Annotated in this window: 27 protein-coding genes and 1 pseudogene; 14 read left to right on the top strand and 14 right to left on the bottom strand. The window is 61.1% G+C overall.

Annotated elements, in window-relative coordinates:
* Positions 1-185: 185 nt before the first annotated feature.
* Positions 186-407, top strand: a complete 222-nt coding sequence (locus ACQKKX_RS12100; RefSeq protein ID WP_427571188.1) for a hypothetical protein — start codon at positions 186-188, stop codon at positions 405-407.
* 51 nt (positions 408-458) lie between these two features.
* Here the strand turns inward: ACQKKX_RS12100 and dprA are convergent, their stop codons facing one another.
* The 5 genes from dprA to ACQKKX_RS12075 form a co-directional block, all read right to left on the bottom strand.
* Positions 459-1601 (bottom strand): DNA-processing protein DprA, encoded by a 1143-nt coding sequence (gene dprA, locus ACQKKX_RS12095; RefSeq protein WP_427570945.1) that lies wholly within the window; start codon positions 1599-1601, stop codon positions 459-461.
* 27 nt (positions 1602-1628) lie between these two features.
* The gene (plsY, locus tag ACQKKX_RS12090) at positions 1629-2246 is read right to left on the bottom strand and encodes a glycerol-3-phosphate 1-O-acyltransferase PlsY (protein ID WP_427570944.1); all 618 of its coding nucleotides are present in this window, start codon (positions 2244-2246) and stop codon (positions 1629-1631) included.
* Positions 2247-2258: 12 nt separating this feature from the next.
* On the bottom strand, positions 2259-3563 hold the full coding sequence (locus tag ACQKKX_RS12085) for a dihydroorotase (RefSeq protein WP_427570943.1): 1305 nt from the start codon (positions 3561-3563) through the stop codon (positions 2259-2261).
* Positions 3560-4501, bottom strand: coding sequence for an aspartate carbamoyltransferase catalytic subunit (locus ACQKKX_RS12080; protein ID WP_427571187.1), 942 nt, complete (start codon positions 4499-4501; stop codon positions 3560-3562). The genes ACQKKX_RS12085 and ACQKKX_RS12080 overlap by 4 nt, the downstream gene beginning before the upstream one ends.
* A gap of 96 nt (positions 4502-4597) precedes the next feature.
* Positions 4598-5557 carry a hypothetical protein gene (locus ACQKKX_RS12075; RefSeq protein WP_427570942.1) on the bottom strand — a complete coding sequence of 320 codons (960 nt, stop codon included), beginning with the start codon at positions 5555-5557 and terminating at the stop codon, positions 4598-4600.
* Positions 5558-5693: 136 nt separating this feature from the next.
* Here ACQKKX_RS12075 and ACQKKX_RS12070 point away from each other — a divergent pair, with 136 nt between their 5' ends.
* From ACQKKX_RS12070 to ACQKKX_RS12060, 3 genes are all read left to right on the top strand, one after another.
* Positions 5694-7346 carry an acyl-CoA dehydrogenase family protein gene (locus tag ACQKKX_RS12070; protein ID WP_427570941.1) on the top strand — a complete coding sequence of 551 codons (1653 nt, stop codon included), beginning with the start codon at positions 5694-5696 and terminating at the stop codon, positions 7344-7346.
* Between the two features lie 145 nt (positions 7347-7491).
* Entirely contained in the window at positions 7492-7662 is a 171-nt protein-coding gene (locus ACQKKX_RS12065; protein ID WP_427570940.1) for a hypothetical protein, read from the top strand.
* Positions 7659-7985 carry a DUF6105 family protein gene (locus tag ACQKKX_RS12060; protein WP_427570939.1) on the top strand — a complete coding sequence of 109 codons (327 nt, stop codon included), beginning with the start codon at positions 7659-7661 and terminating at the stop codon, positions 7983-7985. The genes ACQKKX_RS12065 and ACQKKX_RS12060 overlap by 4 nt, the downstream gene beginning before the upstream one ends.
* Here ACQKKX_RS12060 and ruvX read toward each other — a convergent pair.
* Together ruvX and ACQKKX_RS12050 are read right to left on the bottom strand one after the other, a co-directional pair.
* Positions 7928-8416 (bottom strand): Holliday junction resolvase RuvX, encoded by a 489-nt coding sequence (ruvX, locus tag ACQKKX_RS12055; protein WP_427570938.1) that lies wholly within the window; start codon positions 8414-8416, stop codon positions 7928-7930. The genes ACQKKX_RS12060 and ruvX overlap by 58 nt on opposite strands.
* A 15-nt stretch (positions 8417-8431) precedes the next feature.
* A pseudogene (locus tag ACQKKX_RS12050) lies at positions 8432-8737 on the bottom strand (alkylphosphonate utilization protein).
* 226 nt (positions 8738-8963) lie between these two features.
* Here ACQKKX_RS12050 and ACQKKX_RS12045 point away from each other — a divergent pair.
* From ACQKKX_RS12045 to ACQKKX_RS12025, 5 genes are all read left to right on the top strand, one after another.
* The gene (locus ACQKKX_RS12045; RefSeq protein ID WP_427570937.1) at positions 8964-9671 is read left to right on the top strand and encodes a metal-dependent hydrolase; all 708 of its coding nucleotides are present in this window, start codon (positions 8964-8966) and stop codon (positions 9669-9671) included.
* 264 nt (positions 9672-9935) lie between these two features.
* The gene (gatC, locus tag ACQKKX_RS12040) at positions 9936-10223 is read left to right on the top strand and encodes an Asp-tRNA(Asn)/Glu-tRNA(Gln) amidotransferase subunit GatC (protein WP_427570936.1); all 288 of its coding nucleotides are present in this window, start codon (positions 9936-9938) and stop codon (positions 10221-10223) included.
* A gap of 63 nt (positions 10224-10286) precedes the next feature.
* Positions 10287-11768, top strand: coding sequence for an Asp-tRNA(Asn)/Glu-tRNA(Gln) amidotransferase subunit GatA (gene gatA, locus ACQKKX_RS12035; protein ID WP_427570935.1), 1482 nt, complete (start codon positions 10287-10289; stop codon positions 11766-11768).
* A gap of 20 nt (positions 11769-11788) precedes the next feature.
* The gene (locus ACQKKX_RS12030) at positions 11789-12253 is read left to right on the top strand and encodes a GNAT family N-acetyltransferase (RefSeq protein WP_427570934.1); all 465 of its coding nucleotides are present in this window, start codon (positions 11789-11791) and stop codon (positions 12251-12253) included.
* Between the two features lie 130 nt (positions 12254-12383).
* Positions 12384-12893 (top strand): N-acetyltransferase family protein, encoded by a 510-nt coding sequence (locus ACQKKX_RS12025; RefSeq protein ID WP_427570933.1) that lies wholly within the window; start codon positions 12384-12386, stop codon positions 12891-12893.
* Here the strand turns inward: ACQKKX_RS12025 and ACQKKX_RS12020 are convergent, their stop codons facing one another.
* Positions 12894-13211: a DUF1294 domain-containing protein gene (locus ACQKKX_RS12020; RefSeq protein ID WP_427570932.1), complete on the bottom strand. Its 318-nt coding sequence runs from the start codon at positions 13209-13211 to the stop codon at positions 12894-12896.
* 144 nt (positions 13212-13355) lie between these two features.
* Here ACQKKX_RS12020 and gatB point away from each other — a divergent pair, with 144 nt between their 5' ends.
* The 5 genes from gatB (at position 13356) to ACQKKX_RS11995 (ending at position 16935) form a co-directional block, all read left to right on the top strand.
* The gene (gene gatB, locus ACQKKX_RS12015) at positions 13356-14858 is read left to right on the top strand and encodes an Asp-tRNA(Asn)/Glu-tRNA(Gln) amidotransferase subunit GatB (protein ID WP_427570931.1); all 1503 of its coding nucleotides are present in this window, start codon (positions 13356-13358) and stop codon (positions 14856-14858) included.
* A gap of 6 nt (positions 14859-14864) precedes the next feature.
* Positions 14865-15368, top strand: coding sequence for an N-acetyltransferase family protein (locus tag ACQKKX_RS12010; RefSeq protein WP_427570930.1), 504 nt, complete (start codon positions 14865-14867; stop codon positions 15366-15368).
* A gap of 36 nt (positions 15369-15404) precedes the next feature.
* Positions 15405-15872, top strand: coding sequence for an N-acetyltransferase family protein (locus ACQKKX_RS12005; RefSeq protein ID WP_427570929.1), 468 nt, complete (start codon positions 15405-15407; stop codon positions 15870-15872).
* A gap of 106 nt (positions 15873-15978) precedes the next feature.
* Positions 15979-16377 carry an NADH:ubiquinone oxidoreductase subunit NDUFA12 gene (locus ACQKKX_RS12000; RefSeq protein ID WP_427570928.1) on the top strand — a complete coding sequence of 133 codons (399 nt, stop codon included), beginning with the start codon at positions 15979-15981 and terminating at the stop codon, positions 16375-16377.
* 141 nt (positions 16378-16518) lie between these two features.
* Entirely contained in the window at positions 16519-16935 is a 417-nt protein-coding gene (locus ACQKKX_RS11995; protein ID WP_427570927.1) for a DUF2155 domain-containing protein, read from the top strand.
* A gap of 153 nt (positions 16936-17088) precedes the next feature.
* Here the strand turns inward: ACQKKX_RS11995 and aat are convergent, their stop codons facing one another.
* The 6 genes from aat to ACQKKX_RS11965 all read right to left on the bottom strand — a co-directional run bounded on the left by aat (position 17089) and on the right by ACQKKX_RS11965 (position 24099).
* The gene (aat, locus tag ACQKKX_RS11990) at positions 17089-17706 is read right to left on the bottom strand and encodes a leucyl/phenylalanyl-tRNA--protein transferase (protein ID WP_427570926.1); all 618 of its coding nucleotides are present in this window, start codon (positions 17704-17706) and stop codon (positions 17089-17091) included.
* A 9-nt stretch (positions 17707-17715) separates the two neighbouring features.
* On the bottom strand, positions 17716-19059 hold the full coding sequence (gene accC, locus ACQKKX_RS11985) for an acetyl-CoA carboxylase biotin carboxylase subunit (RefSeq protein ID WP_427570925.1): 1344 nt from the start codon (positions 19057-19059) through the stop codon (positions 17716-17718).
* A gap of 16 nt (positions 19060-19075) precedes the next feature.
* Positions 19076-19549 carry an acetyl-CoA carboxylase biotin carboxyl carrier protein gene (gene accB / locus ACQKKX_RS11980; RefSeq protein ID WP_427570924.1) on the bottom strand — a complete coding sequence of 158 codons (474 nt, stop codon included), beginning with the start codon at positions 19547-19549 and terminating at the stop codon, positions 19076-19078.
* A gap of 27 nt (positions 19550-19576) precedes the next feature.
* Positions 19577-20014, bottom strand: coding sequence for a type II 3-dehydroquinate dehydratase (gene aroQ, locus ACQKKX_RS11975; protein WP_427570923.1), 438 nt, complete (start codon positions 20012-20014; stop codon positions 19577-19579).
* Positions 20015-20182: 168 nt separating this feature from the next.
* A complete protein-coding gene (locus ACQKKX_RS11970) occupies positions 20183-20962 on the bottom strand; it encodes a DsbA family protein (RefSeq protein WP_427570922.1) in 780 nt (259 codons plus the stop codon).
* Positions 20963-21138: 176 nt separating this feature from the next.
* Positions 21139-24099, bottom strand: coding sequence for an Rne/Rng family ribonuclease (locus tag ACQKKX_RS11965; RefSeq protein ID WP_427570921.1), 2961 nt, complete (start codon positions 24097-24099; stop codon positions 21139-21141).
* Positions 24100-24748: the final 649 nt, after the last annotated feature.

Here is a 24748-nt window from a genome sequence, read left to right as displayed (position 1 = left end):
CCCGACATGGAGGGCGTTTGCGCCGGGGTCAAGAGGGCACGGCCAAATTAGCTTACTCAACGGAATGCAACCTATGCGATATTTGCCGTTGGTTGCAATTTTAAATAAATATCTTATCTTTCGATAATCGTAACGCCGAACTAGGGCGCAGGACGGCGGTTTTGCCGCTGGCAGCAGGGATTGTGATGATTTCAGGGTTGGGACATGCCGACGGCCCGGAGCTGTCTCGGCAGAACATCGCGTACATCCATGAGATGCTGGGGCAGTTGCGCCTGGTTGCGCAATCGGAAGGCGCAGACATGCTCTGTTATCTGATCGAAATGGCCTATGTGGAAGCCGGTGACCTGCAGTCGGGCCGGCGTGCACTTTCGCTTCCCAAGCGCAACGGTCCGGATCTGAGGCCCTGACCGTCCCCAGCCATTTCTGGCATCGCGTTTGCGGGAATGGTGGACCAGGGCTCAGTAGGCGAGTGACACAAGTCCGCCGGAATGGCGGTGCAGCCGCCCCGCAAGATCCAGTTCCAGCAGCGTCAGATAGACGGTGGACGCTGGCAGGGCCGTATGACGGATGATTTCGTCGACCTCGACGGGTGTCGGGCTCAGCGCACTGACGATGATGCTACGGGCATCCTCGTCGGGCGGCTGGAAATCCGCGGCAGCTTGCCGGTCCGGTTCCTCCACGATCGGTGGCGTGAACAGGTCGAGTTGCGATAGCGGTGCCAGCGCCGACAGGACATCCTCCGGTCCGGTGGTCATGATCGCGCCCTCCTTAAGAAGGCCGTTGGTGCCATGGCAGCGTGGGTCGAGCGGTGAGCCCGGCACTGCAAAGACCAGGCGCCCGAAGTCCGCGGCCATGCGCGCGGTAATCAGCGACCCCGAGCGCTCGGCGGCTTCAACAACGACAATGCCCAGCGAGATGCCCGCAATCAGTCGGTTGCGCCGGGGAAAGTCGCGCGATCGTGGTTCCCATCCGAACGGCATTTCGCTGACTGCAAGGCCGGACCCGCCGGTGATCTCGCCGAGCAATCCGAGATTTTCGGGCGGGTAGGGCCGATCGATGCCGCCGGCGAGAACGGCGATGGTGCCGGCATCGAGACTGGCGCGATGTGCGGCGGTATCGATGCCGCGCGCCAAGCCGGAAGTGACGACGTAACCCGCCCGGCCGGCATCGCGGGCGATCATGGCGGCAAATTTCGCGCCGCTGATCGATGCGTTGCGCGAACCAACAATGCCGACGGAGGGTGTTGTGGCGGCCGAAACATTGCCTTTGGCGGCGATGAGGGGCGGGGCACCGTCAATCTGGCGCAAGGCCGGCGGATAATCCGGTTCGCCGATGCCGATGAAGACGGCGCCGTGGCGCTCAGCTGCTTCCAGCTCCCTTTCGGCCTCGGCATGCGAGGCTATCCGCACCGAGCGAGTAGCGCCACCGCGGCGCGACAGTTCGGGCAAGGCATCCAGTGCGGCCTCGGCCGACCCGAAATGATTGATGAGATCGCGAAAGGTGGCGGGGCCAACATTGTCGCTGCGGATAAGCCGCAGCCAGGACAGTCTTTGCCTGTCCGTCAGCGCAATTCCGGTCCGTCCTGCGCTGCCTGCCGGCATTTCCTTCCTTTCGGTGCTTTTGCCGGCCTAGCCCTTCTGGCCAATCCTGCTCTCGGTGCCGGCTATCAGCCGTTTGATGTTGGTCTCGTGTTTCCACCAGGAGATTACCGTCATGATGGCCATGAGCAACGCGATCCTCGGCTCATTTATGAACCACAACACAACCGGAATGACAAGTGTTGCAACCAGAGCGGATAGCGAGGAGTATTTGGTGATCTTGGCCACCGACAGCCAGACCGCGGCAAACACCAGCACCATCAGGGGCGCAATGCCGAGAAGCGTGCCGATATAGGTGGCCACGCCCTTGCCGCCCTTGAACCCGAGCCAGACAGGGAAAAGATGCCCGAGAAAGGCCGCAAAGCCGGCCAGCGCACCGGCATCCTTGCCGAAGAAGAAAGAGGCGATCAACGCCGCGACCGTCGCCTTCAGCGCATCCAGCAGCAGGGTCGCGGCCGCCAGCTTCTTGTTGCCGGTGCGAAGCACGTTGGTGGCACCGATATTGCCCGAACCGATCGAACGGATGTCACCAAGGCCGGCAGCGCGCGTCAGGAGCAGGCCGAACGGGATCGATCCGAGAAGGTAGCCGAAGGCCAGCGCGCCAAAGGCGACGGGCAAGGTGATCTGCCAGTTAAAAACTTCGCTCACGCTTTTTCTCCGTTAAAGCGCATGCACGCAGCGAGCGCCGACATAGGTGGCGACCACGCGGCCGGTGAGACGGGCATCATCGAACGGTGTATTCTTTGAGCGCGACAGCAGCATGTCCTTCGACAGCAGCCAAGGCTCTTCCAGATCGATCAAAGTTATGTCGGCTTTGGCGCCCGGCTTCAGCGTCCCAGCGTCGAGGCCGAAAATCTGCGCGGGCCGGGTCGACATGGCGTCGATCAGGCGCATCAGCGGAACCTGGCCGGCGTGATGCAGACGAAGCGCTGCCGACAGCATTGTTTCGAGACCGACCGCGCCATCGGCGGCATCGGCAAAGGGCAGACGCTTGGTATCGACATCCTGCGGATCGTGCGAGGACGTGATTATGTCGATCGTGCCATCGGCCAAAGCATCCACCATCGCCACCCGATCATCCTCGGTGCGAAGCGGCGGCGACAGCTTGAAAAAGGTGCGGTATTCGCCGATGTCGTTTTCGTTCAGCGTCAGGTGATTGATCGAAACGGCGCAGGTGGCATTGGCGCCGCGATTGCGGGCCGTGCGCATCGCCTCCGCCGCTTCCGGCACAGACAGCTGTGACGCGTGATATTTGGCGCGCGTCAACGCGGCCATCCGCAGGTCGCGCTCGAGCGGGATCAGTTCGGCTTCCTTCGGCACACCGGAAAGGCCAAGCCAGCTCGCCAGCAGGCCCTCGTTCATGACGCCGTTGCCCAGATATTTTTCCCGCGGCTGCAGCGCGATGACGGCGTCGAATTCGCGTGCATATGTCATGGCGCGGCGCAGCAGAAGGGAATCCGAAAGGGCCCGATGCCCTTCGGTGAATGCGACGGCGCCGGCCTCCTTCAGGAGCCCCAGCTCCGTCATTTCCTGGCCGAGCAGCCCCTTGGTCAGCGCGGCAGCCGGATACACGTTGACGATCGCCTTGTCGCGCGCCGTCTTCAGCACGAACTCGACGAGCGCGATGTCATCGATGACCGGATCGGTATCCGGCATCATGATGAAGGAAGTGACGCCGCCTGCAGCGGCGGCGCGGGATGCGGATTCGATGGTTTCGCGGTGTTCCTCGCCAGGTTCGCCGACATGCACGCGGGCATCGACGAGGCCGGGCGTGGCGATCAGACCGCGCCCGTCGCGCAAGATCGCTCCTTCGGGCCGGCCCTGGTTGAGCGCCTCGGCCCCGGCTGCCAGAATACGGCCGTCAGCGCCCACGACAATCGCGCCGGTCTCGTCGAGATTGCGCGACGGATCGATGATGCGGACGTTTTCGATGACGAGGGGTTTGTCGAGAACGGGAGCGATCATGCGCGTTCTCCGTTATTCTGGGAAAGGAGCAGGGTTTCCATCACGGCCATGCGCACGGCGACCCCCATTTCCACCTGGCTTTCGATGACGCTCTGCGGACCGTCAGCCACTTCCGAGGCGATCTCGACGCCCCGGTTCATCGGGCCGGGATGCATGACGAGCGCATCCTCCTTGGCTGCCTTCAGCTTTTCCGCATCGAGCCCGTAGAAACGGAAATATTCGCGGACCGAGGGCACGAAGGCGCCGGCCATGCGCTCGCGCTGAAGGCGCAGCATCATCACGACGTCCGCATCCTTCAGGCCTTCTTCCATCGAATGGAACACTTCGGCGCCCATGTCGGCAATCCCCGAGGGTAGCAGCGTCGACGGCGCGACGACGCGCACACGCGCGCCCATGGCATTGAGCAGGAGAATGTTGGAACGCGCGACACGCGAATGCAGCACATCGCCGCAGATCGCGACGATGATGCGCGAAAGCTTGCCCTTGGCGCGACGGATGGTCAGCGCATCGAGCAGGGCCTGCGTCGGGTGTTCGTGCTGACCATCGCCAGCATTGACTACAGAGCAGGCGACCTTCTGGGCGAGAAGGGCCGCAGCTCCTGCAGACGAGTGGCGCAGGACAAGCACGTCGGGGCGCATGGCGTTGAGCGTCATCGCCGTATCGATCAGCGTTTCGCCCTTTTTGACCGAGGAATTGCCGACCGACATGTTCATGACGTCGGCGCCCAAACGCTTGCCGGCTAGTTCGAACGAGGACTGCGTACGCGTCGAGGCTTCGAAGAAGAGGTTGATCTGGGTCAGGCCACGCAGTGTCGACGTTTTCTTTTCCCGCTGCCTGGAAATCTTCACGGCCTCGTCGGCCTTGTCCAGAAGAAGAGTGATGTCCTGTTCGGTAAGGCCCTTGATGCCAAGCAGATGGCGATGGGGAAAGAAGACCACGTAAACGTCCTCCGTGTCAGTCACGCGGTCTATAATCAGTGGGTGAGGCGCCCGCAAGCGCGAACTCGGGCTATCAACTGGTGTCGACGGCGATGTTCAGTGGCCGGGCACGGAGACGATGTAGCGCTCGGCACTTTCCCAGATGACGATATCGGCCTTCTGCTCAGTGACGAAATTCCACACGATATGCTTCGACCACAGGAAAACGACCGTCTTGAAAACGGCCGACAGCACGAAGGTCATGCCCTGGCTGTAGGAATAGCTGTCGCCGAAGACGATGACCTTTCTCTCATCGCGTGCGGCGGGATTTTCGATCGCATAAAGATTGCCGATATGCTTGCCCGTTTTTTCGAGATGCTGGTTGTCCATGACGATCTCGCCCTGGGGTGCAAGTGCAAGATATTCCTCTGACGGCGGATCGACGAAGAAATGTCGGGTCAGATCGTGGGCTCCATTCTCGAGCCTTGCCTTGAGCAGAACCGTACCGATGTCGAATTGCGGAATGATGCTTCTGAGAAGGGGTTGGATCGCCAGGCAGCAGCCCGACACGTTCCAGTGCGAATCGTGTCGGTGATGGGTCGGGACGGTAGCAAGCCCGTCTCGCAATGCCTGTTCGGGATAGATCAGGATCGTATCCGCGGGCAGCTTTGCCTGGAGGTAGCGGATCGGACGGTTGCTGCCGTCTTCAGGCGATTCGGGCCAGCGGATAGGCGCAAGCACGACCTGCTTTTCCGGGATGATGAAATGAAAAAGCTGCACGCTCCGCTCAGCGGCGGTCTGGGACCGTCTGGCGAGGAGCTCGACCCATTTTGCCGTCCAGTCTTCAAGTCCCGTCAGGCCGCCCAGATATTGGGTCTCCCACATGTTGTTGCCATTGGAGATAAAAAGATGGCCGTCTATTGCGGCAATGGCGGCCTTTTTCGGCGATAGCGTGCCCGGCTTGACGTTGCTGGCGGGATGGCCGGGACCCGCGGCGTTATCGAGCTGCCGCTCGATCTCCTGGATCGTTGCCAACTCCAGTTCCACCACGCGTGCCGGATCTACTTTAGCGATCAATGCCGAATCCCCATTTGCCAGTCAGCTACCGGTGTTTCAAAGTTTGTTCGGGCGCACAATGCCCGGGCGAAATAACCCCGCAGAATAGTCCAGATGCACCGTTCCCACGACCTTTAACTTCCGCTAGAACCGCCTGATGATCGATATGTCGCGCGACGAAGAAAAAAATGCCGAACTCAACCAGCCGGGTCTCTGGAGCGGGATCAATGCCTATCGCTCCGATCCGCTGATCGTCGACCTTACGGCCGGGCTCAACCGCAGCCTGCGCGAAGAGTATGATGCGCTCGGCCGTTACGTGACGTCGCCCGAGGCGCAGGATCTGGCGCGCATGGCCAATGAGAGCCCGCCGACACTGCGCACCCATGGCCCGCGTGGCGAACGGCTCGATCAGGTGGAATTTCACCCCGCCTGGCATGCGCTGATGCGCCGCTCGATGGCGAGTGGCCTGCATTCCTCGTTGTGGGAAAGCGTGCCGGAAGCGCGCGGATCCGCGCACCGGGCCCGGGCGGCGCGGTTTTATCTGACCTCTCAACTCGAATGTGGCCACCTGTGCCCGCTCACCATGACCAGCGCCTCGATTGCTGCCATCATGGCCTCGCCGCGGGTGCAGAAGGAGTGGGCGCCGAAAATCCTGTCGCGCAAATACGATTCGAGCAGCAAGCCCGCCCTGCAGAAGACGGCCGTGACGATCGGCATGGGGATGACCGAAAAGCAGGCGGGCACGGACGTGCGTGCCATCCGCTCGGCTGCGGAACGGGTCGGGGAGGGCGTATTCCGGCTTTCCGGCCACAAATGGTTCATGTCTGCGCCGATGAGCGACGCCTTCGTCATGCTGGCGCAGACGCGCGACGGCATGGGCTGCTTTCTCGTGCCGCGCCTGCTCGAGGACGGTTCTGCCAACGGCCTGCGCTTCCAGCGCCTGAAGGATAAGGTCGGCAACCGTTCCAATGCGTCGTCGGAAGTGGAATTTGCCGATGCTTTCGGCTACCTGCTGGGTGAACCTGGAGACGGCATCCGCACCATTCTCGACATGGTGACCCTGACCCGTCTTGATTGCGCCCTGGCGTCGGCCGGCATCATGCGCGCCTCGCTGTCGGAAGCGGTCCATAGTTGCCGGGGACGCAGCGCCTTTGGCAAGAACCTCATAGACCAGCCGCTGATGACGCGTGTTCTTGCCGACATGGCACTCGATGTCGCAGCCGCCACCGCGCTTGCCTATCGCCTGGCGGAGGCCTTCGACAAGGCGGCGACCTCGCCAAACGATGCCGCCTATGCCCGCGTGATGACGCCGGTCATCAAATACTGGAACTGCAAGATCGCGCCATCGCTGATCTATGAGGCGATGGAGTGCCTCGGTGGCAACGGCTATATCGAGGAACGCCCGATTGCCCGCCATTACCGCGAGGCGCCGGTCAACGCGATCTGGGAAGGCTCCGGCAATGTCATGGCGCTCGACGTTCTGCGCGTGCTGTCGCGCGGCCGCGACCTGTTCGATATGGTGATTGCCGGTTTCGAACGCGATCTCGGTCCGGCCGGCAAAAAGACTGTGGAGGTGCTGCGGGCAGCCATGGCCTTGGCGGAACGCGACGAGGGGGCCGCGCGTCTGCTGATTGAGCAACTGGCGCTGGCGGCCGGCGCGGCAGAACTGGCAAGGCTCGGCGCGGGCAAGATCGTCGATGCTTTTGTCGAAACGCGTCTGGCCGGTGGCTGGCGCTCGACCTACGGCATGCTCGATGCGCGCTTCGACGCCTCCTATATCGTCGATCTTCTCTATCCGGCTGCAAACTGAATTCCGCCGTCAGGCGCAACATCGATGTCCACAGGCTTCGCCCCGCCGTTAACCATACGGTGGGGTTTTTGTTGCGGCCCGCGGCCTCGGCTCTAGATTACGGTTAATAGAAGATTAACCAACGCGACGCGGAGAAGGCGCTGGCATGACGACGACCGGTTACCATACGGGTGTACTGATCTCAGCGGCTGCGTTTTTCGCAATGCTTGCACTCGATATCGCGGTTCCTGCCGTCGTGTTGAGCGCTATGGCCATTTTGCGGTGGTTGATGTCGCTGGAAATCGGTTCGACGACAATGACGAAGAGGGCCGCATGAAGTGGTTTCTGATATTGTGGGCGGGTCCCGTCCTGCTCATCGGCGCGTGGTATGGCCTGTCCTACTACGACATCAGCCTCGGCTTCTTCATGCTGACGCGCCAGACACACGACCTTGTCTTCGAGGTCTATAGCCAGATCCTGGGCATTCCGGCGCAGGATATTCCGCCCCTGGTCGCCCGGGCGATCGCCGTCGACAGCCTGATCGTGTTTGCCATCATCGGCTTCCGCAAACGCAAGGCGATTGCTGCGTGGTGGAACGGCCGTCAGCCGGCCGCATCTGTGTCCCTGCCCAGCGACAAGAGCCTGTCCAGGGCGCCCTGAAGAATGAAGCTCGCGGCAGCCGAATCGATGCGTTCGGCCCGCTTGGCGCGCGACACGTCCATTTCCAGCAGGGCCCGTTCGGCCGCAACCGTCGAGAGGCGTTCGTCCCAGAATACGAAGGGCAGGGTGGTCTTGTCCGCCATCGATCGCACGAAGGCGCGGGTCGCCTGCACACGCGGTCCCGCGGAACCATCCATGTTCATCGGCAGGCCGATGATGAAGGCCGCCACCTTTTCCCTTTCCGCGAACGCCAGAAGCACCTCGGCATCCCGGGTGAACTTGACCCGCTTGAGCACCGGGCGGGGTGAGGCGAAACGCCGCCCGAGATCCGACATGGCAAGGCCGATCGTCTTGGTGCCGAGGTCAAGTCCGGCAATCGCCTGGTTGGGCGACAGCATCGCGGCCAGTTCCTCGATGGTCAACGTTGCCATGTCTTTGGTTCCCGTTCAGCTTTTCTTGCGGACGAATTCGGTGCGCAGCACCAGCCCCTTGATGGTATCATGGCGGCAGTCGATTTCCTGCGGATCGTCGGTCAGCCGGATCGAACGGATCACCGTGCCCTGTTTGAGGGTCTGGCCGGCGCCCTTGACTTAGAGATCCTTGATCAGTGTCACGGCATCGCCGTCCACCAGAATGTTGCCAGCCGCATCGCGCACCGCGTTCTGTTCCGCCGTCCTGGCAGCAGCCTCTGAGGCGGGCAGCCATTCGCCCGTGGCTTCGTCATAGACATACTCGTCATCGTTGCCGGCCAAATCCGTATCCTCACGTCATGAAATGATGTTCTGCCTGCATCTGTTCGAGAATGCAGCAATTGCGGTCGCTTAGACTACCGGCCGGAGCCTTGCAACTGGGCCGGCTATGCCATTCCACCGCAGGTCTGTCGCATTGACGTGCTAATGGCCTAGAACCGCTGCGGCGATGTTGCCACCACATCGAACCGCTTTATATTCGTGCCATCATATTTCAAGGAGTTACCCCATGAAGCTCACCTGGCTCGGCCATGCCGCTTTTCGTCTCGAAACCGCAAAAGCCAAAATCCTTATCGATCCCTTTCTGAGACATAATCCGAGCTTTCAGGGTCTGGATCTCAAGGACGTGACGGAAGGCGTAACCCAGATCCTGCTGACCCATGGCCACGCGGACCACGTCGGCGACACGATTGCTCTGGCCCAGGAAACCGGCGCGACGGTGTTCTGCAATGCCGATCTCGGGGACTGGCTATCGAAACGGGGCGTCGAAAAGCTGGAACTGGCCGGTACCGGCGGAACGGTGTCCTTTGACGGGTTTACCGTGACGCTCACGAATGCGCTGCACTCATCGGCAGAAGTGACGGAAGACGGCATTTCGCATTCGCTGGGCAGCGCCAATGGCCTGATGCTGCATATCGACGATGAACCTTCGATCCTGCATATGGGGGATACGGACATCTTTACCGACATGGGCTTGATCAATGAACTGCATGCGCCCGATATCGGCATCGTCCCGGTCGGCGATCGTTTCACCATGGGAGGGGCGGTAGCGGCACTGGCCTGCCAGCGCTTCTTCGATTTCAAGCACGTCATTCCCTGCCATTACGGTACGTTCGGTCTTCTCGAGCAGACCCCGGAAAAGTTCGTGAAGGGGATGGAAGGCATGAAGACCAATGTGGAAGTGCCCAAGCCGGGTTCGGTCCTGAGCTTCGAATAGGCTCCCGAAACATTCGCCCCGCAGCCGAACCGTCGGGGCGAATGTTCTCTCATTCGTTCCCCCGGTGGTTCGACGCGGACGGCAGGCGCGATATCGCTCAATCCATCTTCGACGCTTTGCCGCCGAGCCTTTCGGTAGACCCCGGCCGCGAAGCAGCGGGAAGATCTGTGCGAGGGATTTGCAGGCTCACCCCGAGGTTAGGCAGTTGCGAAGGGCGAGCGCGGCTATTATAGCGGGGGACCATCTATTCCCTCGGAGAATGCCATGTCCGTCGATCTTGCCACCGTCAAGCGGGTTGCCCGCCTTGCTCGTATCGCTGTCAGCGAAGAGGAGGCCAATCGCATGGTCGGCGAGTTGAACGGGATCATCGATTTCGTCGAGCAGCTTTCCGAAGTCGACGTCACCGGTATCGAGCCGATGACATCGGTGACGCCGATGGAGATGCGCAAGCGCACCGACGACGTGACCGATGGCGACAAGGCCGACGATATCGTTGCCAATGCGCCCGAAACCGATCGTAATTTCTTCCTGGTGCCGAAGGTCGTCGAATAAGCGCAGTTTCTTGCGCATTCCGTCCCTTGCCCTGCTCGCCAAAAGCATCCGAAAGCCGCACCCATGACCGAACTGACCAGCCTCACCATTGCCGAAGCCCGCGAGAAGCTGACCTCGAAGGCCATTTCTGCCATCGAACTCACCGACGCTTATCTTGGCGCCATCGACGCTGCGAACGCGACGATCAATGCCTATATTACCGTAACGCCGGACAAGGCGCGCGCCATGGCAAAGGCCTCCGACGAGCGCATCGCAAGCGGCCAGGCCGGCGCCCTGGAAGGCATTCCGCTTGGCATCAAGGACCTGTTCGCCACCGAGGGCGTACATACCCAGGCCTGCTCCCACATTCTCGATGGCTTCAAGCCGAGATACGAATCGACCGTCACCCAGAACCTCTGGGACGATGGCGCCGTCATGCTCGGCAAGCTCAACATGGACGAGTTCGCCATGGGCTCGTCCAACGAGACCTCGCATTACGGCCCCGTCGTTAACCCGTGGAGAGCCGAAGGTTCCAACCAGCAGCTTGTTCCAGGCGGTTCTTCCGGTGGTTCGGCGGCAGCCGTCGCCGCGCATCTGTGCGCCGGTGCGACCGCCACTGACACCGGCGGCTCGATCCGCCAGCCGGCGGCCTTCACCGGCACGGTCGGCATCAAGCCGACCTATGGCCGCTGCTCGCGCTGGGGCACGGTGGCGTTTGCGTCCTCGCTCGATCAGGCCGGCCCGATCGCCCGCGACGTGCGCGATGCCGCCATCCTCCTGAAGTCGATGGCGTCGGTCGATGCCAAGGACACGACCTCGGTCGATCTTCCGATCCCGGATTACGAAGCCGCCCTCGGCCAGTCGGTCAAGGGTATGAAGATCGGCATTCCAAAGGAATACCGCATCGAGGGCATGCCGGAAGACATCGAAAATCTGTGGCAGCAGGGCATTGCCTATCTGAAGGATGCAGGCGCCGAGATCGTCGACATCAGCTTGCCGCATACGAAATACGCCCTGCCGGCCTATTACATCGTGGCGCCGGCCGAAGCCTCGTCCAATCTTGCCCGTTATGACGGCGTCCGTTACGGCCTGCGCGTCGACGGCAAGGACATTGCCGACATGTACGAAAAGACCCGCGCCGCCGGTTTCGGCACCGAGGTCAAGCGCCGCATCATGATCGGCACCTATGTTCTGTCTGCCGGTTATTACGATGCCTACTACCTGCAGGCGCAGAAGGTTCGCACGCTGATCAAGCGCGACTTCGAGACGGTCTTCCATGCCGGTGTCGATGCCATCCTGACGCCGGCGACGCCTTCGTCGGCTTTCGGTATCGCCGACGAAAACCTCGCGAACGACCCGGTCGCCATGTACCTCAACGACATCTTCACCGTGACGGTGAACATGGCGGGCCTGCCGGGCATTGCCGTTCCGGCCGGTCTCGACGCCAAGGGCCTGCCGCTTGGCCTGCAACTGATCGGCAAGCCGTTCGAGGAAAAAACGCTGTTCCGTACCGCTCATGTCATCGAACAGGCCGCCGGCAAGTTCACGCCGGCCAAGTGGTGGTGAGCGGGCTGAAAATTCGAGACATGACAATCGCCGATCACCATGTGGTCGGCGACGTCGGTTTTGCGGCTTGTAAATCCAGTGACGCGTTCGATCCCACCCAATCGAATGCGGAAGTCATCGAGCGTGTGCGACATGAGTTCTCGATCTTTCCTCAAAACACATTGGGCGATGTGCATCTTGCCGAACTAGATGGCGGCGTCGTCGGTTGGACGGCGCGGGACAGTGATCGAGATTACGTTTCCGATGTCTGGGTTCACCCGGATCATCAGGGTAGGGGTATTGGCCGGGCGCTTGTTCTCCACATTCTTGCGGCGATTGACGATGAAGGGCACACGCTGGCGCGGATTTCCACGCATGCCAGCAATGCCACCGCGATCCGGCTCTACGAACGCTGCGGTTTTGAAATCGTCTGGCGCGGCATCGAGTTTTCCAAGAGCATGAATGTGGATCTCGAAAAGGTTCATATGGAGAAGCGACTGGCTTGAGACCGGCAAACAGGCGGAGGGTCGATGGCAAAGGGGTGATCTTTATCCGCCTCAAAGGGTCGCGCTTGTCGCAATTCACTAGCCAAGCCGGTATCACGATGCTCTACTCTTCCCCACAGCAGGGGCCGCCATGATCAGCATTCGCAATGCCCGTGACGACGAGACCGCAACGTTGAGGGAAATCGGCGTACGCGCATGGCAGCAGGCCGTCGCCCCGATCGGCGCTACTGCCGACATGCACGACAATGCGGAAATTGCTTTCGACAATTTCACGCGGTCGTCGTGGCTGACCATCACGGTTGCGGAAGTTAATGGCACCGTCGCAGGCTGGGCGGCGCGCGAGGCGCTGGACGAGACGATCACGGATTTCTGGATCGATCCGCCATTCCAGCGACAGGATGTCGGGACCGCGCTGCTCGGCGAGGTCGAAGGCGAAATCTTGCGGCAGGGTTTTGTCACCGCCAAGCTCGAAACCCACGCCCGCAACACCGATGCGGTCGGCTTCTTCGAGAAGAACGGTTACACCATAAACTGGCTTTCGGTCGCCTACGCGCCAAAACTCGATCAGGATGTGCAGTCCGTCGGTCTGTCGAAGCAGTTGGCCGTGGAAGAGCCGGCAACCTACGGTCCCGATCTCTGATCATTTAAAGAGCGACAGCACGGCCATGAGCGTGCCGGCCGGTGCCAACAGCCAGAACAGTCCGGCCGCGATATGGAACGCCAAGATCATTCTGAGGCTTGACCGGAACGGCTCCTTGCGGGTCTTGTGGCGCAGCAATTGCTGGGCCGTGACCGCGCCAAGACTGCCGCCGAAGAAGGCAAGCGCCAGCAGTGTATCTTCGCGCACGCGCCACTCGCCCTCGATCGCCGCCTGCTTGTCCCACCAGTAGACGCAGAAGACCACGACGTTGAGGAGAAGATAGATCAGGAAGAGCGTGAAAGACTGTCCGAGTTGCATTTTGTGAGGCTACCCGTCGCCGGTTAAGTTTCCATCCTGTTCCTGTGCCGCTGTTTTGGCCGCATCGCCGCCCATGTGCTTGCACCGCCGCGCCATTTGCTCTACCTCCAGACATCAACGCATAGACCATTTTACGAGCATCAGATGACCCTAGTCGACGTCCGTACCCCTGACCCGAAACGCTTCATTCCCGGCGCCACCGGCGATTGGGAAGTGATCATCGGCATGGAGGTGCATGCGCAGGTCCTGTCGAATTCAAAGCTGTTCTCCGGCGCCTCGACCGAATTCGGCAAGCCGGCCAATGCCAATGTCTCGCTCGTCGATGCCGCCATGCCGGGCATGCTGCCGGTCATCAACGAGGAATGCGTGCGCCAGGCCGTGCGCACCGGCCTCGGCCTCAAGGCGCAGATCAACAAGCGCTCGATTTTTGACCGCAAGAACTATTTCTATCCCGACCTGCCGCAGGGCTACCAGATCTCGCAGTTCAAGGATCCGATCGTCGGCGAAGGCCAGATCGTGATCTCGCTGGGTCCGGACCGGCAGGGCCAGTTCGAGGATATCGAGATCGGCATCGAGCGCCTGCATCTGGAACAGGACGCCGGCAAGTCGATGCATGACCAGCATCCGACCATGTCCTTCGTCGACCTTAACCGGTCCGGCGTGGCGCTGATGGAGATCGTGTCGAAGCCCGACATGCGCTCCTCCGATGAAGCCAAGGCCTATATGACCAAGCTGCGCTCGATCGTGCGTTACCTCGGCACCTGCGACGGCAACATGGACGAGGGTTCCATGCGCGCCGACGTCAACGTCTCCGTCCGTCGTCCGGGCGAAGGTTTTGGCACGCGTTGTGAAATCAAGAACGTCAACTCCATCCGTTTCATCGGTCAGGCGATCGAATATGAAGCGCGCCGCCAGATCGGCATTCTCGAAGACGGTGGCGTGATCGATCAGGAAACCCGGCTGTTCGATCCGGGCAAGGGCGAGACCCGCTCGATGCGCTCCAAGGAAGACGCGCACGACTATCGTTATTTCCCCGATCCTGACCTGCTGCCGCTGGAATTCGACGATGCCTTTATCGACGCGCTCAAGGCCGACCTGACGGAACTGCCGGACGACAAGAAGGCTCGGTTCGTCAATGAGCTCGGCCTCTCGGTCTATGACGCCTCGGTTCTGGTTTCGGAAAAGGCGATTGCCGATTATTTCGAGGCCGTTGCCGAAGGCCGCGATGGCAAGATTGCCGCCAACTGGGTTATCAACGACCTGTTGGGCGCCTTGAACAAACTCGGCAAAGACATTGAAGAGACTCCGGTTTCTCCAGCGCAGCTTGGCGGCATCATTGATCTGATCAAGGCCGAAACGATTTCGGGCAAGATCGCCAAGGACCTGTTCGAAATCGTGCTGACCGAAGGCGGCGATCCGGCCGAAATCGTCGAAACCCGCGGCATGAAGCAGGTCACCGACACCGGCGCCATCGAAAAGGCCGTGGACGAGATCATTGCCGCCAACCCGGATCAGGTCGAGAAGGTCAAGGCCAAGCCGACGCTCGCCGGCTGGTTCGTCGGTCAGGTGATGAAGTCCACCGGCGGCAAGGCCAACCCGCAGGCCGTTCAGGCGCTGGTGAAGGCGAAGCTCGGCATCGAGGAGTAAGACCTGATGGTCTACTTCGTCCGAACCGCCGGCCCGAAAGATGTCGATCAGGTGCACAAGCTCCTGATCGAAACTTTCCATTCGGCCTATGACGGCATCTATGGTGCTGAAACGGTAGAAAAACTGCTGCAGTCGTGGAATTCGCCCTCTGCCATCAAGGAACGGGTCGGCCGCAAGGGTGGCGAGTTTCTGGTGGCCGACAGCGGTCGTGACATTGGGGGCATGGGTTTTGCTGCCGTCTATCCCGAGATGGACAAGACGGTGATGCTGCACCAGCTCTATGTCAAGCCGTCGGCGCAGGGCGAGGGCGTTGGCCGCGATCTCTTTGCTGAACTCGAAACCTGCTTTCCCAATGCGGAAATCATGCGGGTCGAGGTAGCGCTCCAGAACGAACGCGCCATATCTTTCTACAGCCGGCTCGGTTTTGTCGAAGTCGACCGTATGGAGGAGTTCGGTGGGCCGAATTCCGGCCTGCCGGCCGTGGTGATGGAAAAGCGGCTGCCGCAATAGGGTTTTCGCGGGCGGCTCATGAGGGAGGAGACTGCCATGAGTGTATCGGGCCTGATCATTCGCAGGGCGCGCGAAACCGATTTGCCGGACATCATCGCGATGTTCGCCGCTGACGACAAGGGCGGGCATGGCGATACGACCGATCCGGACGCCTTCGAGGATTACCTCAAGGCCTTTTACATCATCGACGCCTCCCACAACGAAAACCTCTATGTTGCCGAACTCGGCAGCGACGTGGTCGGCACGTTCGAACTGCTGTTCACCCGTACGCTGACCGGTCGTGGGTCGCTGACCATGATCCTCGAAGCGGTGCAGACGCGGCCGGACATGCGCGGCCGTGGCATTGGCAAGGCCATGGTGGACTATGCCGTGGAAGAGGCGCGGCGCCGCGATTGCCGACTGGTGCAGCTGACCAGCAATGTGACCCGCACAGACGCCCATCGCTTCTACGAGCGTCACGGTTTCGAAAAAAGCCATGCCGGCTTCAAGATGAAGCTGAAATAGCGGCGATGGCGGACCGGATTTTAAGGGGTCTCTCTGGACATCAACCGTTTGAGATTGCATAAGCGCAAGATCAAACTTCCCTCTCTCGTTTGAGGCCGACGGAAACATGAAACAGCTTCTTTTGCAGATCTTTACCTGGTGGAACGGTCAGACGATCGGGACGCGTTTCTTCACCTGGCGCAAGGGCACGCGCGTCGGTGAAGATGAGCACGGCAATGTCTATTACGAGGGCACGATGACCTCCTGGGGCATGCCGCGTCGCTGGGTGATCTATAACGGTTATGCCGAAGCCTCGGCCATTCCCCCTGGCTGGCATGGCTGGATGCATTACCGCACCGACACGCCGCCATCGAAGGAAGACTACAAGCCGCGCGAATGGCAGAAGCCGCATGAGGCCAACCTTACCGGCTCTGCCGGCGCCTACCGTCCGCAGGGTTCGCTGTCTGGCGCCGGCGAGCGTCCGCGCGTGACCGGCGACTACGATGCCTGGACGCCGGGCAACTAAGCCGCATTTCCGAAATGGCGATCCGGCTGCCGGCCGGGTCCGCTACGGCCTGGTTTTCCGCTTTTGGCCATAATCCCTGACTACGCGTAGCCGATGTTCCCGAATGAGGGGCGTTGCGCGGGTAGATTGATGAGATTGTCGATGACGTTTTCCAAAAAGCTGTTGGCCGGTGTTCTGCTCGGCGCTTTGCTGGTAGTGACGCCGCAAACGGTTTCGGCTGCGCGCCTCGAAAACCCGGTTGCCGTGTTTGCCGGCATCGACAAGATCACCGGCCGCATCACCACGTTCGACGTCTATGTCAACGAAACGGTGCAATATGGTGCGCTGCAGGTGACACCGAAAGTCTGCTATTCGCGTGACGATAGCGAAGCGCAGAAGATCGACGGTTTCGTCGAAGTTGACGAGATCACCCTCGATCGCAAGATCCGCCGCATCTTTACGGGCTGGATGTTTGCCGATAGCCCGGGCTTGAACGCCGTCGAGCATCCGATCTACGATATCTGGCTGACCGGCTGCAAGGACAAGTCGGACGTGCCGGCGCCTTCGCCAGGCAACTGAAGCCCTTCGCCTTTTGTCTATGGACAGGATCGCCGACGCGAAATCGCAGCTGCGGGTTCTTTTCTTTGGCGCTGTAAAACAATGCGAGGCCGCCTCTACGCGCGCATGCTGCGCGAAATCGACGTCCACATGCCCGGCCGGCTCGAATCAATCTCAAAACGCCAGATGCGGTGGCTCAACGGCCGCCTGCAGCATCACCAGATAATCCGCCTTCGGCACGTCGATCGCGCCAAACGTCTTCAAATGATCGGTGGTGAATTGCGTGTCCAGCAGGCGAAAGCCCTGGGCGCGCAGGCGCTCGACCAGATGAACGAGGCAAATCTTCGATGCATTGGTGCGGCGGGAGAACATGCTTTCGCCAAAAAAGGCCGCACCCAGCGAAACGCCATAAAGCCCCCCCACCAGCTCGCCATCTTCCCATGCTTCGACGCTATGAGCGTGTCCGAGCGCGTGGAGCTCCGTATAGAGCGAACGGATGGTGGAATTGATCCAGGTGCTCGGCCGGTTGTCGACCGCTTCCGCGCAGCCGTCCATGACGGCGGCGAAGGCGGTGTCGAAACGGATGTCGAACGGCGCCTTGCGCATGGCCTTTTGCAGGCTTTTGGAGACGTGAAAAGTGTCGAGGGGGATGATCCCCCTCAGGTCCGGCTCGACCCAGAAGATTTCCGGGTCGTCGGCCGAATCGGCCATCGGAAACAGGCCGATGGAATAGGCACGCAGGAGAATGTCCGCGGTAATGGTCGGATATCGTCCCCTGCGTGCCCCTGCCATCGCGTGCCTTTAAGCGTTGGTGCTGGCCAGATAGTTTTCCAGCCAGTGGATGTCGTAGTCGCCGTTGGCGATGTCCTGGTTGTCGACCAGATCCTGGAACAGCGGCAGCGTCGTCTTGATGCCGTCAACGACGAACTCGTCGAGCACGCGGCGCAGGCGCATCATGCATTCGACGCGGGTGCGTCCATGCACGATCAGCTTGCCGATCAGGCTGTCATAGTAGGGCGGGATCTTGTAGCCGGCATAGGCACCTGAATCGACGCGAACGCCGAGACCGCCCGGAGCGTGGAAATGCGTGATCGTGCCCGGCGAGGGAACGAAGGTACGCGGATCCTCCGCATTGATGCGGCATTCGATGGCATGACCGGAGAAGACGATCTCTTCCTGGGTGACGGACAGGCCGGCACCGGAGGCGACGCGGATCTGTTCGTGCACGAGGTCGATACCGGTAATGGCTTCGGTGATCGGGTGCTCGACCTGAAGACGGGTGTTCATTTCGATGAAATAGAACTCGCCGTTTTCGTAGAGGAACTCGATCGTGCCGGCGCCGCGATACTTCATCTTCTTCATGGCATCGGCGCAGATCTGGCCGATATTCATGCGCTGCTCGACATTGAGGGCAGGGGAGTTTGCTTCTTCCCAGACCTTCTGGTGACGGCGCTGAAGCGAGCAATCACGTTCGCCGAGATGGATGGCATTGCCTTCACCATCACCGACGACCTGGATCTCGATATGGCGCGGCTTGCCGAGATACTTTTCCATGTAGACGGCGCCGTTGCCGAAAGCGTTGAGCGCTTCGGTGCGAGCGGTGTCGAAGGCTTCCTGCAGGTCGGCCTCGGTCTTGGCGACCTTCATGCCGCGTCCGCCGCCACCGGCCGTCGCCTTGATCAGCACCGGGAAACCGATGCCGCGGGCGATCTCGAGCGCGTTTTCCGGCGTCACTTCGCCGTCGGAGCCGGGAACGACCGGAATGCCGAGTTCGACCGCCGTCTGCTTGGCGGTGATCTTGTCACCCATCAAGCGGATATGGTCGGCGGTCGGGCCGATGAAGGTGATGCCGTGCGCTTCGAGGATATCGGCGAACTTGGCGTTTTCCGACAGGAACCCGTAGCCCGGATGAACCGCATCCGCACCGGTGATCTCGCAGGCCGCGACGATCTGGTGGATGTTGAGGTAGCTGTCACGCGACGGTGGTGGGCCGATGCAGACACTCTCGTCGGCAAGACGGACATGCATGGCGTCGGCGTCGGCCGTCGAATGCACGGCAACGGTCGCGATGCCGAGTTCCTTGCAGGCGCGAAGAACGCGAAGCGCGATTTCGCCGCGATTGGCTATGAGGACCTTGGAAACCATCAGGCTGACCTATGCTTTATTCAACGATGACGAGCGGCTCGCCGTATTCGACGGGCTGTGCGTCGTTGACGATGATTTCCTTGACCACGCCCGAACGCGGCGACGGGATCTGGTTCATCGTCTTCATCGCTTCGATGATGAGCAGCGTCTGGCCTTCCTTGACCGTGGCGCCGACCTGGATGAAGGGGGCAGCGCCCGGGGCCGGCGACAGGTAGACGGTGCCGACCATCGGGGCCGGAACGGCATTGACATTGTCACGGGGCGACGCGGCCGGAGCGGCGACAGCCGGTGCAGAGGCAGCAACAGGTGCAGCGGCGACCGGAGCGGCAGCTGCCATGACCGGTGCCTGGATATATTGCGGGGCCGAGCGCGACACGCGGATGCGCATGTCGTCCTGCTCGATCTCGATCTCGTTGATATCCGCGTCGTTGAGGATGTTGGCGAGGTCGCGGATCAGTACCTTGTCGATACCGCTTTTCTTTTCAGACATGGCAAACCCTATATGTCGTTGTCTTTTTCAGCTGATAATGTCTTTGAAGGCATGCAGCGCCAGTATGTAGCTCGTCGGGCCGAAGCCGCAGATGACGCCCTTGGCAGCCGGCGCAATCATCGAGTGATGCCTGATTTCCTCACGCGCATGCACGTTCGAGATATGCACCTCGATCACCGGAACGGTGACCGCCTTGATGGCGTCATGAAGTGCCAGCGACGTATGCGTGTAGGCGCCCGCATTGAATGCGACGCCCGCGGCCTTGTCACCGGCTTCGTGGATCCAGTCGATCAGAACGCCTTCATGATTGCTCTGGCGGAAATCGATCTCGAAGCCGAGGTCGTTGCCGACCGAGATGCAACGGTTTTCGATGTCCTTCAATGTGGCGGCGCCATAGATCCCCGGCTCGCGCTTGCCGAGCATGTTGAGGTTAGGGCCGTTAAGGACGAAAATCGTCTTTTTCATCAGGTGTTCCGTCGAAAAATCTGGGCAACCTATAGACCGGTGCAGGGCCAAGGGAAAGCCCCCGACCATCAAACCCGTGCATAACCGGGGATTCGGCCGCTTCGGGAAGCGTCACGGGCGGGTGGCGCGTCGGGGATGTGGGTCGGTCCGTTCCCCGGCAATCGTCGGTCAGCAGCTAGCCTTGCCGCATTTTCGGATATTGGCGATCTTCTCCTCGATGGCATCCGCCCCCTGCGCACCGACCAGCGGCTCGTTGCCGACGACATAATAGGGCGTGCCGGTAATCCCGAGCGCGTTGGCCAGACGGTAGGTGGCCTTCACGCTAGTATCATTCGGTTGGTCCTCCATTGACTGTCGCAGCTTGGCCTCGTCGAGACCCAGCCCGGTAGCAACCGCCATCGCCGTCTCCTCGGTGGCGCGCGTCTCGCCGCCCAAAAGCTTGCGATGGAAATCCGGATATTTGTCCGGGGCCGTCAGGCGCACGGCATTGGCGACCTGATGAGCGGCCACCGATTCCGGGCCGAGGATCGGAAACTCCTTCAGCACGAAGCGGACATTCTTGTCGTCCTTGAGAATGGTGTCCATGTCCTCGAGCGCGTGCTTGCAGTAACCGCAATTGTAATCGAAGAACTCGACGACGGTGACGTCGCCGTTCGGGTTGCCGAGCACGATATCGTTCTTGTCGAAAAAGATCGCATCCCGGTTGTCGATGATGGCAGGGCCGGCTTGGCTGATACGGCTTTCGTACTGCTTCTTTTCGTAGGCCTGCTGCACCTCGACCAGAACGTCAGGGTTGGCGATCAGGTATTCGCGCACGAAAGCACCCATTTCCGCCTTCTGCGCCTCGGTCATTTCGGCGGCAGCCGGGACCACGCTGAAAAGCGCGGTGGTCGCCAACACCGTGGCGCCCAGGAGCGCGGAAAAGGCGGTGCGGAGAGTGGGGGCCATCGGGATCATCGTCGTCCTGTCTTCAAATTGGTGGTCATGGGGCTGAGAGACTAAGCCAAGGGATGACGGCGTGGAAACCGTAGAATCAGGCGCATGGCGGTCTTGCCCGGTAAAGGCAATGAGGATGCGAAAACGGCCGCACGATGGCGGCCGTTTCCAATGTTTCCGTTTGCGCCTCAGAAGAAGCCGCGGCGCTGCCACCAGCCCGCCTTCTTCGGCTTTTCCTCGCCATCGACGGGCTTCTGTTCCGAAGCACCCGATTTGACCACCGGATCGGAGGAGGAGACGTTCTCGCCACGGTTGGCGCGAGCCGGCTTAGCGACCTCGGCTTCCTCGACAATCGCTTCCGGGGCGACTGCAGCGGGTACAGCCTCTTCCGTCTTGGGTTCTTCCGCCGGGACGTCCTCGGTCTTTACCGCTTCGGTTCCGGCTTCTTCGCTGGGCGCAGTTGGGGCTTCTGTTGCCACTTCCGCCTTGGGGCCGGCCTTCTTGCGAGAGGCGCGTGCCTTGGGAGCGGCCGGAGCCGGCTCTTCGGCTGCAACCGCGTCATCTGCCGGGGCCGTCGCGGCCTTGCCGCGGCGGGTGCGGCGCGGCTTCTTGGCCTCAGCAGCTGCTTCTTCCTCAACTTCCGCAGCCGGCAGTTCAATCGCGGCCGGTGCCTCATCCGCCAAGGCGTCAGCAGTCTCCTCGCTCACGCTGTTGTCACCGTCTTCGCCAGAGGCTTCAACGACATCGCCGTCCTCATCCGTGCGGTTGCGACGGCCACCACGCTTGCCACGGCGGCGACGCTTGCGGCGTGCGCCTTCGTCACCCTCGGATGCCTCTGCCGAAGCCTGATTTTCGGTGGCGTCGTCGTCACCGTCTTCGCCATCTTCGTCGGCATTGCCGGAAATTCTGTCGCCCTCGGCAGACTGTGCCTGGGCATCACCATTGCGGTCGCCATTCTTGCCGCGGCGACGACGGCGGCGCTTGCGCTTGCGGCCGTTCTCACCGTCTTCGCTGCGCGTCTGCTGGGTCGGAGCGGAAGCCGAGCCGGAGGCCTCGACAACTTCCTCCTCCTCGTCGATCTCGTCCTCGATGACGATGTCGTCATCCTCGTCCTCAACGGGCACCGAGGCGAACTGCATAAGGGTTTCGATCTTGACCGGGTTTTCGACTGGTTCGCCACGATCGACTGCAAAGTGCGCGGCGCCGACATTGTGGTCGGATTCGATGAAGATCGAGACCCCGAAACGCTTCTCATAGTCCATCACCGTCTGACGCTTGTGGTTCAGAAGGTAAAGGGCGATGTCCGGCGTGGTGCGCACGGTAATGTCATGCGTGGTGTTCTTGAGCAGATATTCCTCGATGCCGCGCAGGACATGCAGGGCGATGGAGGACTGCGAACGGACGTGGCCGGTGCCGCCGCAATGCGAGCAGACCTGCGTCGTTGATTCCAGAACCGAGGCGCGGATGCGCTGGCGCGACATTTCCAGAAGGCCGAAATGCGAGATGCGGCCGACCTGGATGCGGGCGCGGTCGTTCTTCAGGCAATCCTTCAGCTTCTTCTCGACGGCGCGGTTGTTGCGCTTTTCTTCCATGTCGATGAAGTCGATGACAATCAGGCCGGCAAGGTCGCGCAGGCGCAGCTGACGGGCGACTTCTTCAGCCGCTTCGAGGTTGGTCTGAAGCGCCGTGTCTTCGATCGAGTGCTCGCGAGTGGAGCGACCCGAGTTGACGTCGACGGCAACCAGAGCTTCGGTCTGGTTGATGATGAGATAACCGCCGGACTTCAGCGTGACCTGCGGCTGCAGCATGCGGTCGAGCTGCGCTTCGATTCCGGAGCGCGAGAAGATCGGGTGCATGTCGCGGTAGGGCTGAACGACGCGGGCATGGCTCGGCATCAGCATCTTCATGAAGTCTTTCGCTTCACGATAGCCGTCTTCGCCGGACACGATGACCTCGTTGATGTCCTTGTTGTAAAGGTCGCGGATGGAACGCTTGATCAGCGAACCTTCCTCATAAACGAGGCACGGCGCGGTCGACTGCAGCGTCAGCGTGCGGACGTTTTCCCACAGGCGCATCAGGTATTCGAAGTCGCGCTTGATCTCGACGCGGGTGCGGTTAGCGCCGGCGGTGCGCAGGATCACGCCCATGCCCTGCGGCACTTCGAGATCGCGGGCGATTTCCTTCAAGCGCTTGCGGTCGGTCGGCTGGGTGATTTTTCGCGAAATGCCGCCGCCACGCGCGGTGTTCGGCATCAGCACGGAATAGCGGCCAGCGAGCGACAGATAGGTGGTGAGCGCCGCGCCCTTGTTGCCGCGTTCTTCCTTGGCGACCTGCACGAGCAGGATCTGGCGGCGCTTGATGACTTCCTGGATTCGGTACTGCTTGCGCGGCTTGCGCTGGATGCGGTCCGGGACCTCTTCCATGGCGTCTTCCGCGCCAACGGATTCGATCTCTTCCTTCTCGTGATGGTCGTCGTCGTCATCGTCGTCATCACGGCGGCGACCGCGCGGCTCGACCTCTTCCGAAATCGAATCGGTCTCGACCATGGCCGCCATTTCACCGGGCGTGCTGTCGTCGTCATTGCTTTCAGCGCTTGCCTCGGCGTCGGCGGGTGCCTCTTCGGCAACCTTCTTGCGGGCACGGCTGCGGCGCGGCTTCTTCGGCTTTTCCTCCGGCGCGGCGTCGGCTTCGGCGACCGGTTCGGACGGCGCGTCGGCTTCAGCCGCTTCTTCGCCGAGCGCGGCGTCCACCTGTTCGGTCACGGCTGCGGGAATGCCGACATCCGGCTGGTCCTGCTGGCCGAGATCAACGACGTGATCGGAAACGGGGTCGGCGGCATCAGCATCGGCGATGCGCTGCTGTTCTTCCGCTTCCGCCTGTTTCAGAGCCTGACGGTCGGCAAGCGGGATCTGGTAGTAATCGGGATGGATTTCCGCGAAGGCGAGGAAGCCGTGGCGGTTGCCGCCGTAATCCACGAAAGCGGCCTGCAGCGAAGGTTCAACACGCGTTACCTTGGCAAGGTAGATATTGCCGCGGATCTGTTTCTTGTGCTGCGATTCGAAGTCGAATTCCTCGATCCGGTTGCCCCGAACGACTACGACTCGCGTCTCCTCTTCGTGAGACGCGTCGATGAGCATTTTGTCTGCCATTGAATATGTGCTCCTCGGCGCACACGCGCAGGGGCACGGATACCTGCCGCAAGGGCAGGCCGATCATGCGTCGCGGTTGTTGCGCCGGATAAGATTGTTCCCGCCGGGGACCTCCGTGGCGACCGCAACCCGATAGCTGTCGGGGCTTTGGGCGCCCTCAGCATCTCCAGGTTTTGCAAAACGTGCCGCGACATCTAGGACCAGACGAGAATGACGATACGTGAAGACCCTTATGGGTCCGATGAATATGCTCCGTGCGAGCGATACGTTGCCCGCGACTGGGTACTGTTCCGGCCACCGCCGGTGCGGATGGTGTTCAGAGGCAAAGTGCAGCGACGACGGATGTATGCCCGTTCATGGCGCCAGGTCCTTATCGGCTGGCTGCCGTGGCAGTCCTATCCCGTCAACACTTTGACCCTTCTTCGTCTTTTATGTTTTAATTGTTGCTATGGCAAGGGAAAAGCCGGGCCATGCCTTAATGTCGATCAAATCCTGCGCCCTAGTCCGCGGCTGGCATGCGCGGTGATTCGCAGTCTCTGCACGGCGCGCCAAGATATGGCGCAGCCTGCGCGAACGGCGAGTGCGATTGACGAAGAAATACCGAAGTCGAACGAGAAACTCCAGATTTTCTGCGGAAATTCAGTTTTGC

The sequence above is a fragment of the Neorhizobium sp. NPDC001467 genome, assembly GCF_050275975.1.
Lineage (GTDB): Bacteria > Pseudomonadota > Alphaproteobacteria > Rhizobiales > Rhizobiaceae > Neorhizobium.
This window is presented reverse-complemented; position numbering and strand designations above follow the sequence as displayed.

Excerpts from the sequence above, each read along its gene's own strand:
- ACQKKX_RS12100 (WP_427571188.1), top strand. The coding sequence starts at position 186 with ATGATTTCAGGGTTGGGACATGCCGACGGCCCGGAGCTGTCTCGGCAG.
- dprA (WP_427570945.1), bottom strand. The coding sequence starts at position 1,601 with ATGCCGGCAGGCAGCGCAGGACGGACCGGAATTGCGCTGACGGACAGG.
- ACQKKX_RS12085 (WP_427570943.1), bottom strand. The coding sequence starts at position 3,563 with ATGATCGCTCCCGTTCTCGACAAACCCCTCGTCATCGAAAACGTCCGC.
- ACQKKX_RS12070 (WP_427570941.1), top strand. The coding sequence starts at position 5,694 with ATGATCGATATGTCGCGCGACGAAGAAAAAAATGCCGAACTCAACCAG.
- ACQKKX_RS12065 (WP_427570940.1), top strand. The coding sequence starts at position 7,492 with ATGACGACGACCGGTTACCATACGGGTGTACTGATCTCAGCGGCTGCG.
- ACQKKX_RS12060 (WP_427570939.1), top strand. The coding sequence starts at position 7,659 with ATGAAGTGGTTTCTGATATTGTGGGCGGGTCCCGTCCTGCTCATCGGC.
- ruvX (WP_427570938.1), bottom strand. The coding sequence starts at position 8,416 with ATGGCAACGTTGACCATCGAGGAACTGGCCGCGATGCTGTCGCCCAAC.
- ACQKKX_RS12045 (WP_427570937.1), top strand. The coding sequence starts at position 8,964 with ATGAAGCTCACCTGGCTCGGCCATGCCGCTTTTCGTCTCGAAACCGCA.
- gatC (WP_427570936.1), top strand. The coding sequence starts at position 9,936 with ATGTCCGTCGATCTTGCCACCGTCAAGCGGGTTGCCCGCCTTGCTCGT.
- gatA (WP_427570935.1), top strand. The coding sequence starts at position 10,287 with ATGACCGAACTGACCAGCCTCACCATTGCCGAAGCCCGCGAGAAGCTG.
- ACQKKX_RS12030 (WP_427570934.1), top strand. The coding sequence starts at position 11,789 with ATGACAATCGCCGATCACCATGTGGTCGGCGACGTCGGTTTTGCGGCT.
- ACQKKX_RS12025 (WP_427570933.1), top strand. The coding sequence starts at position 12,384 with ATGATCAGCATTCGCAATGCCCGTGACGACGAGACCGCAACGTTGAGG.
- ACQKKX_RS12020 (WP_427570932.1), bottom strand. The coding sequence starts at position 13,211 with ATGCAACTCGGACAGTCTTTCACGCTCTTCCTGATCTATCTTCTCCTC.
- gatB (WP_427570931.1), top strand. The coding sequence starts at position 13,356 with ATGACCCTAGTCGACGTCCGTACCCCTGACCCGAAACGCTTCATTCCC.
- ACQKKX_RS12010 (WP_427570930.1), top strand. The coding sequence starts at position 14,865 with ATGGTCTACTTCGTCCGAACCGCCGGCCCGAAAGATGTCGATCAGGTG.
- ACQKKX_RS12005 (WP_427570929.1), top strand. The coding sequence starts at position 15,405 with ATGAGTGTATCGGGCCTGATCATTCGCAGGGCGCGCGAAACCGATTTG.
- ACQKKX_RS12000 (WP_427570928.1), top strand. The coding sequence starts at position 15,979 with ATGAAACAGCTTCTTTTGCAGATCTTTACCTGGTGGAACGGTCAGACG.
- ACQKKX_RS11995 (WP_427570927.1), top strand. The coding sequence starts at position 16,519 with ATGACGTTTTCCAAAAAGCTGTTGGCCGGTGTTCTGCTCGGCGCTTTG.
- aat (WP_427570926.1), bottom strand. The coding sequence starts at position 17,706 with ATGGCAGGGGCACGCAGGGGACGATATCCGACCATTACCGCGGACATT.
- accC (WP_427570925.1), bottom strand. The coding sequence starts at position 19,059 with ATGGTTTCCAAGGTCCTCATAGCCAATCGCGGCGAAATCGCGCTTCGC.
- accB (WP_427570924.1), bottom strand. The coding sequence starts at position 19,549 with ATGTCTGAAAAGAAAAGCGGTATCGACAAGGTACTGATCCGCGACCTC.
- aroQ (WP_427570923.1), bottom strand. The coding sequence starts at position 20,014 with ATGAAAAAGACGATTTTCGTCCTTAACGGCCCTAACCTCAACATGCTC.
- ACQKKX_RS11970 (WP_427570922.1), bottom strand. The coding sequence starts at position 20,962 with ATGGCCCCCACTCTCCGCACCGCCTTTTCCGCGCTCCTGGGCGCCACG.
- ACQKKX_RS11965 (WP_427570921.1), bottom strand. The coding sequence starts at position 24,099 with ATGGCAGACAAAATGCTCATCGACGCGTCTCACGAAGAGGAGACGCGA.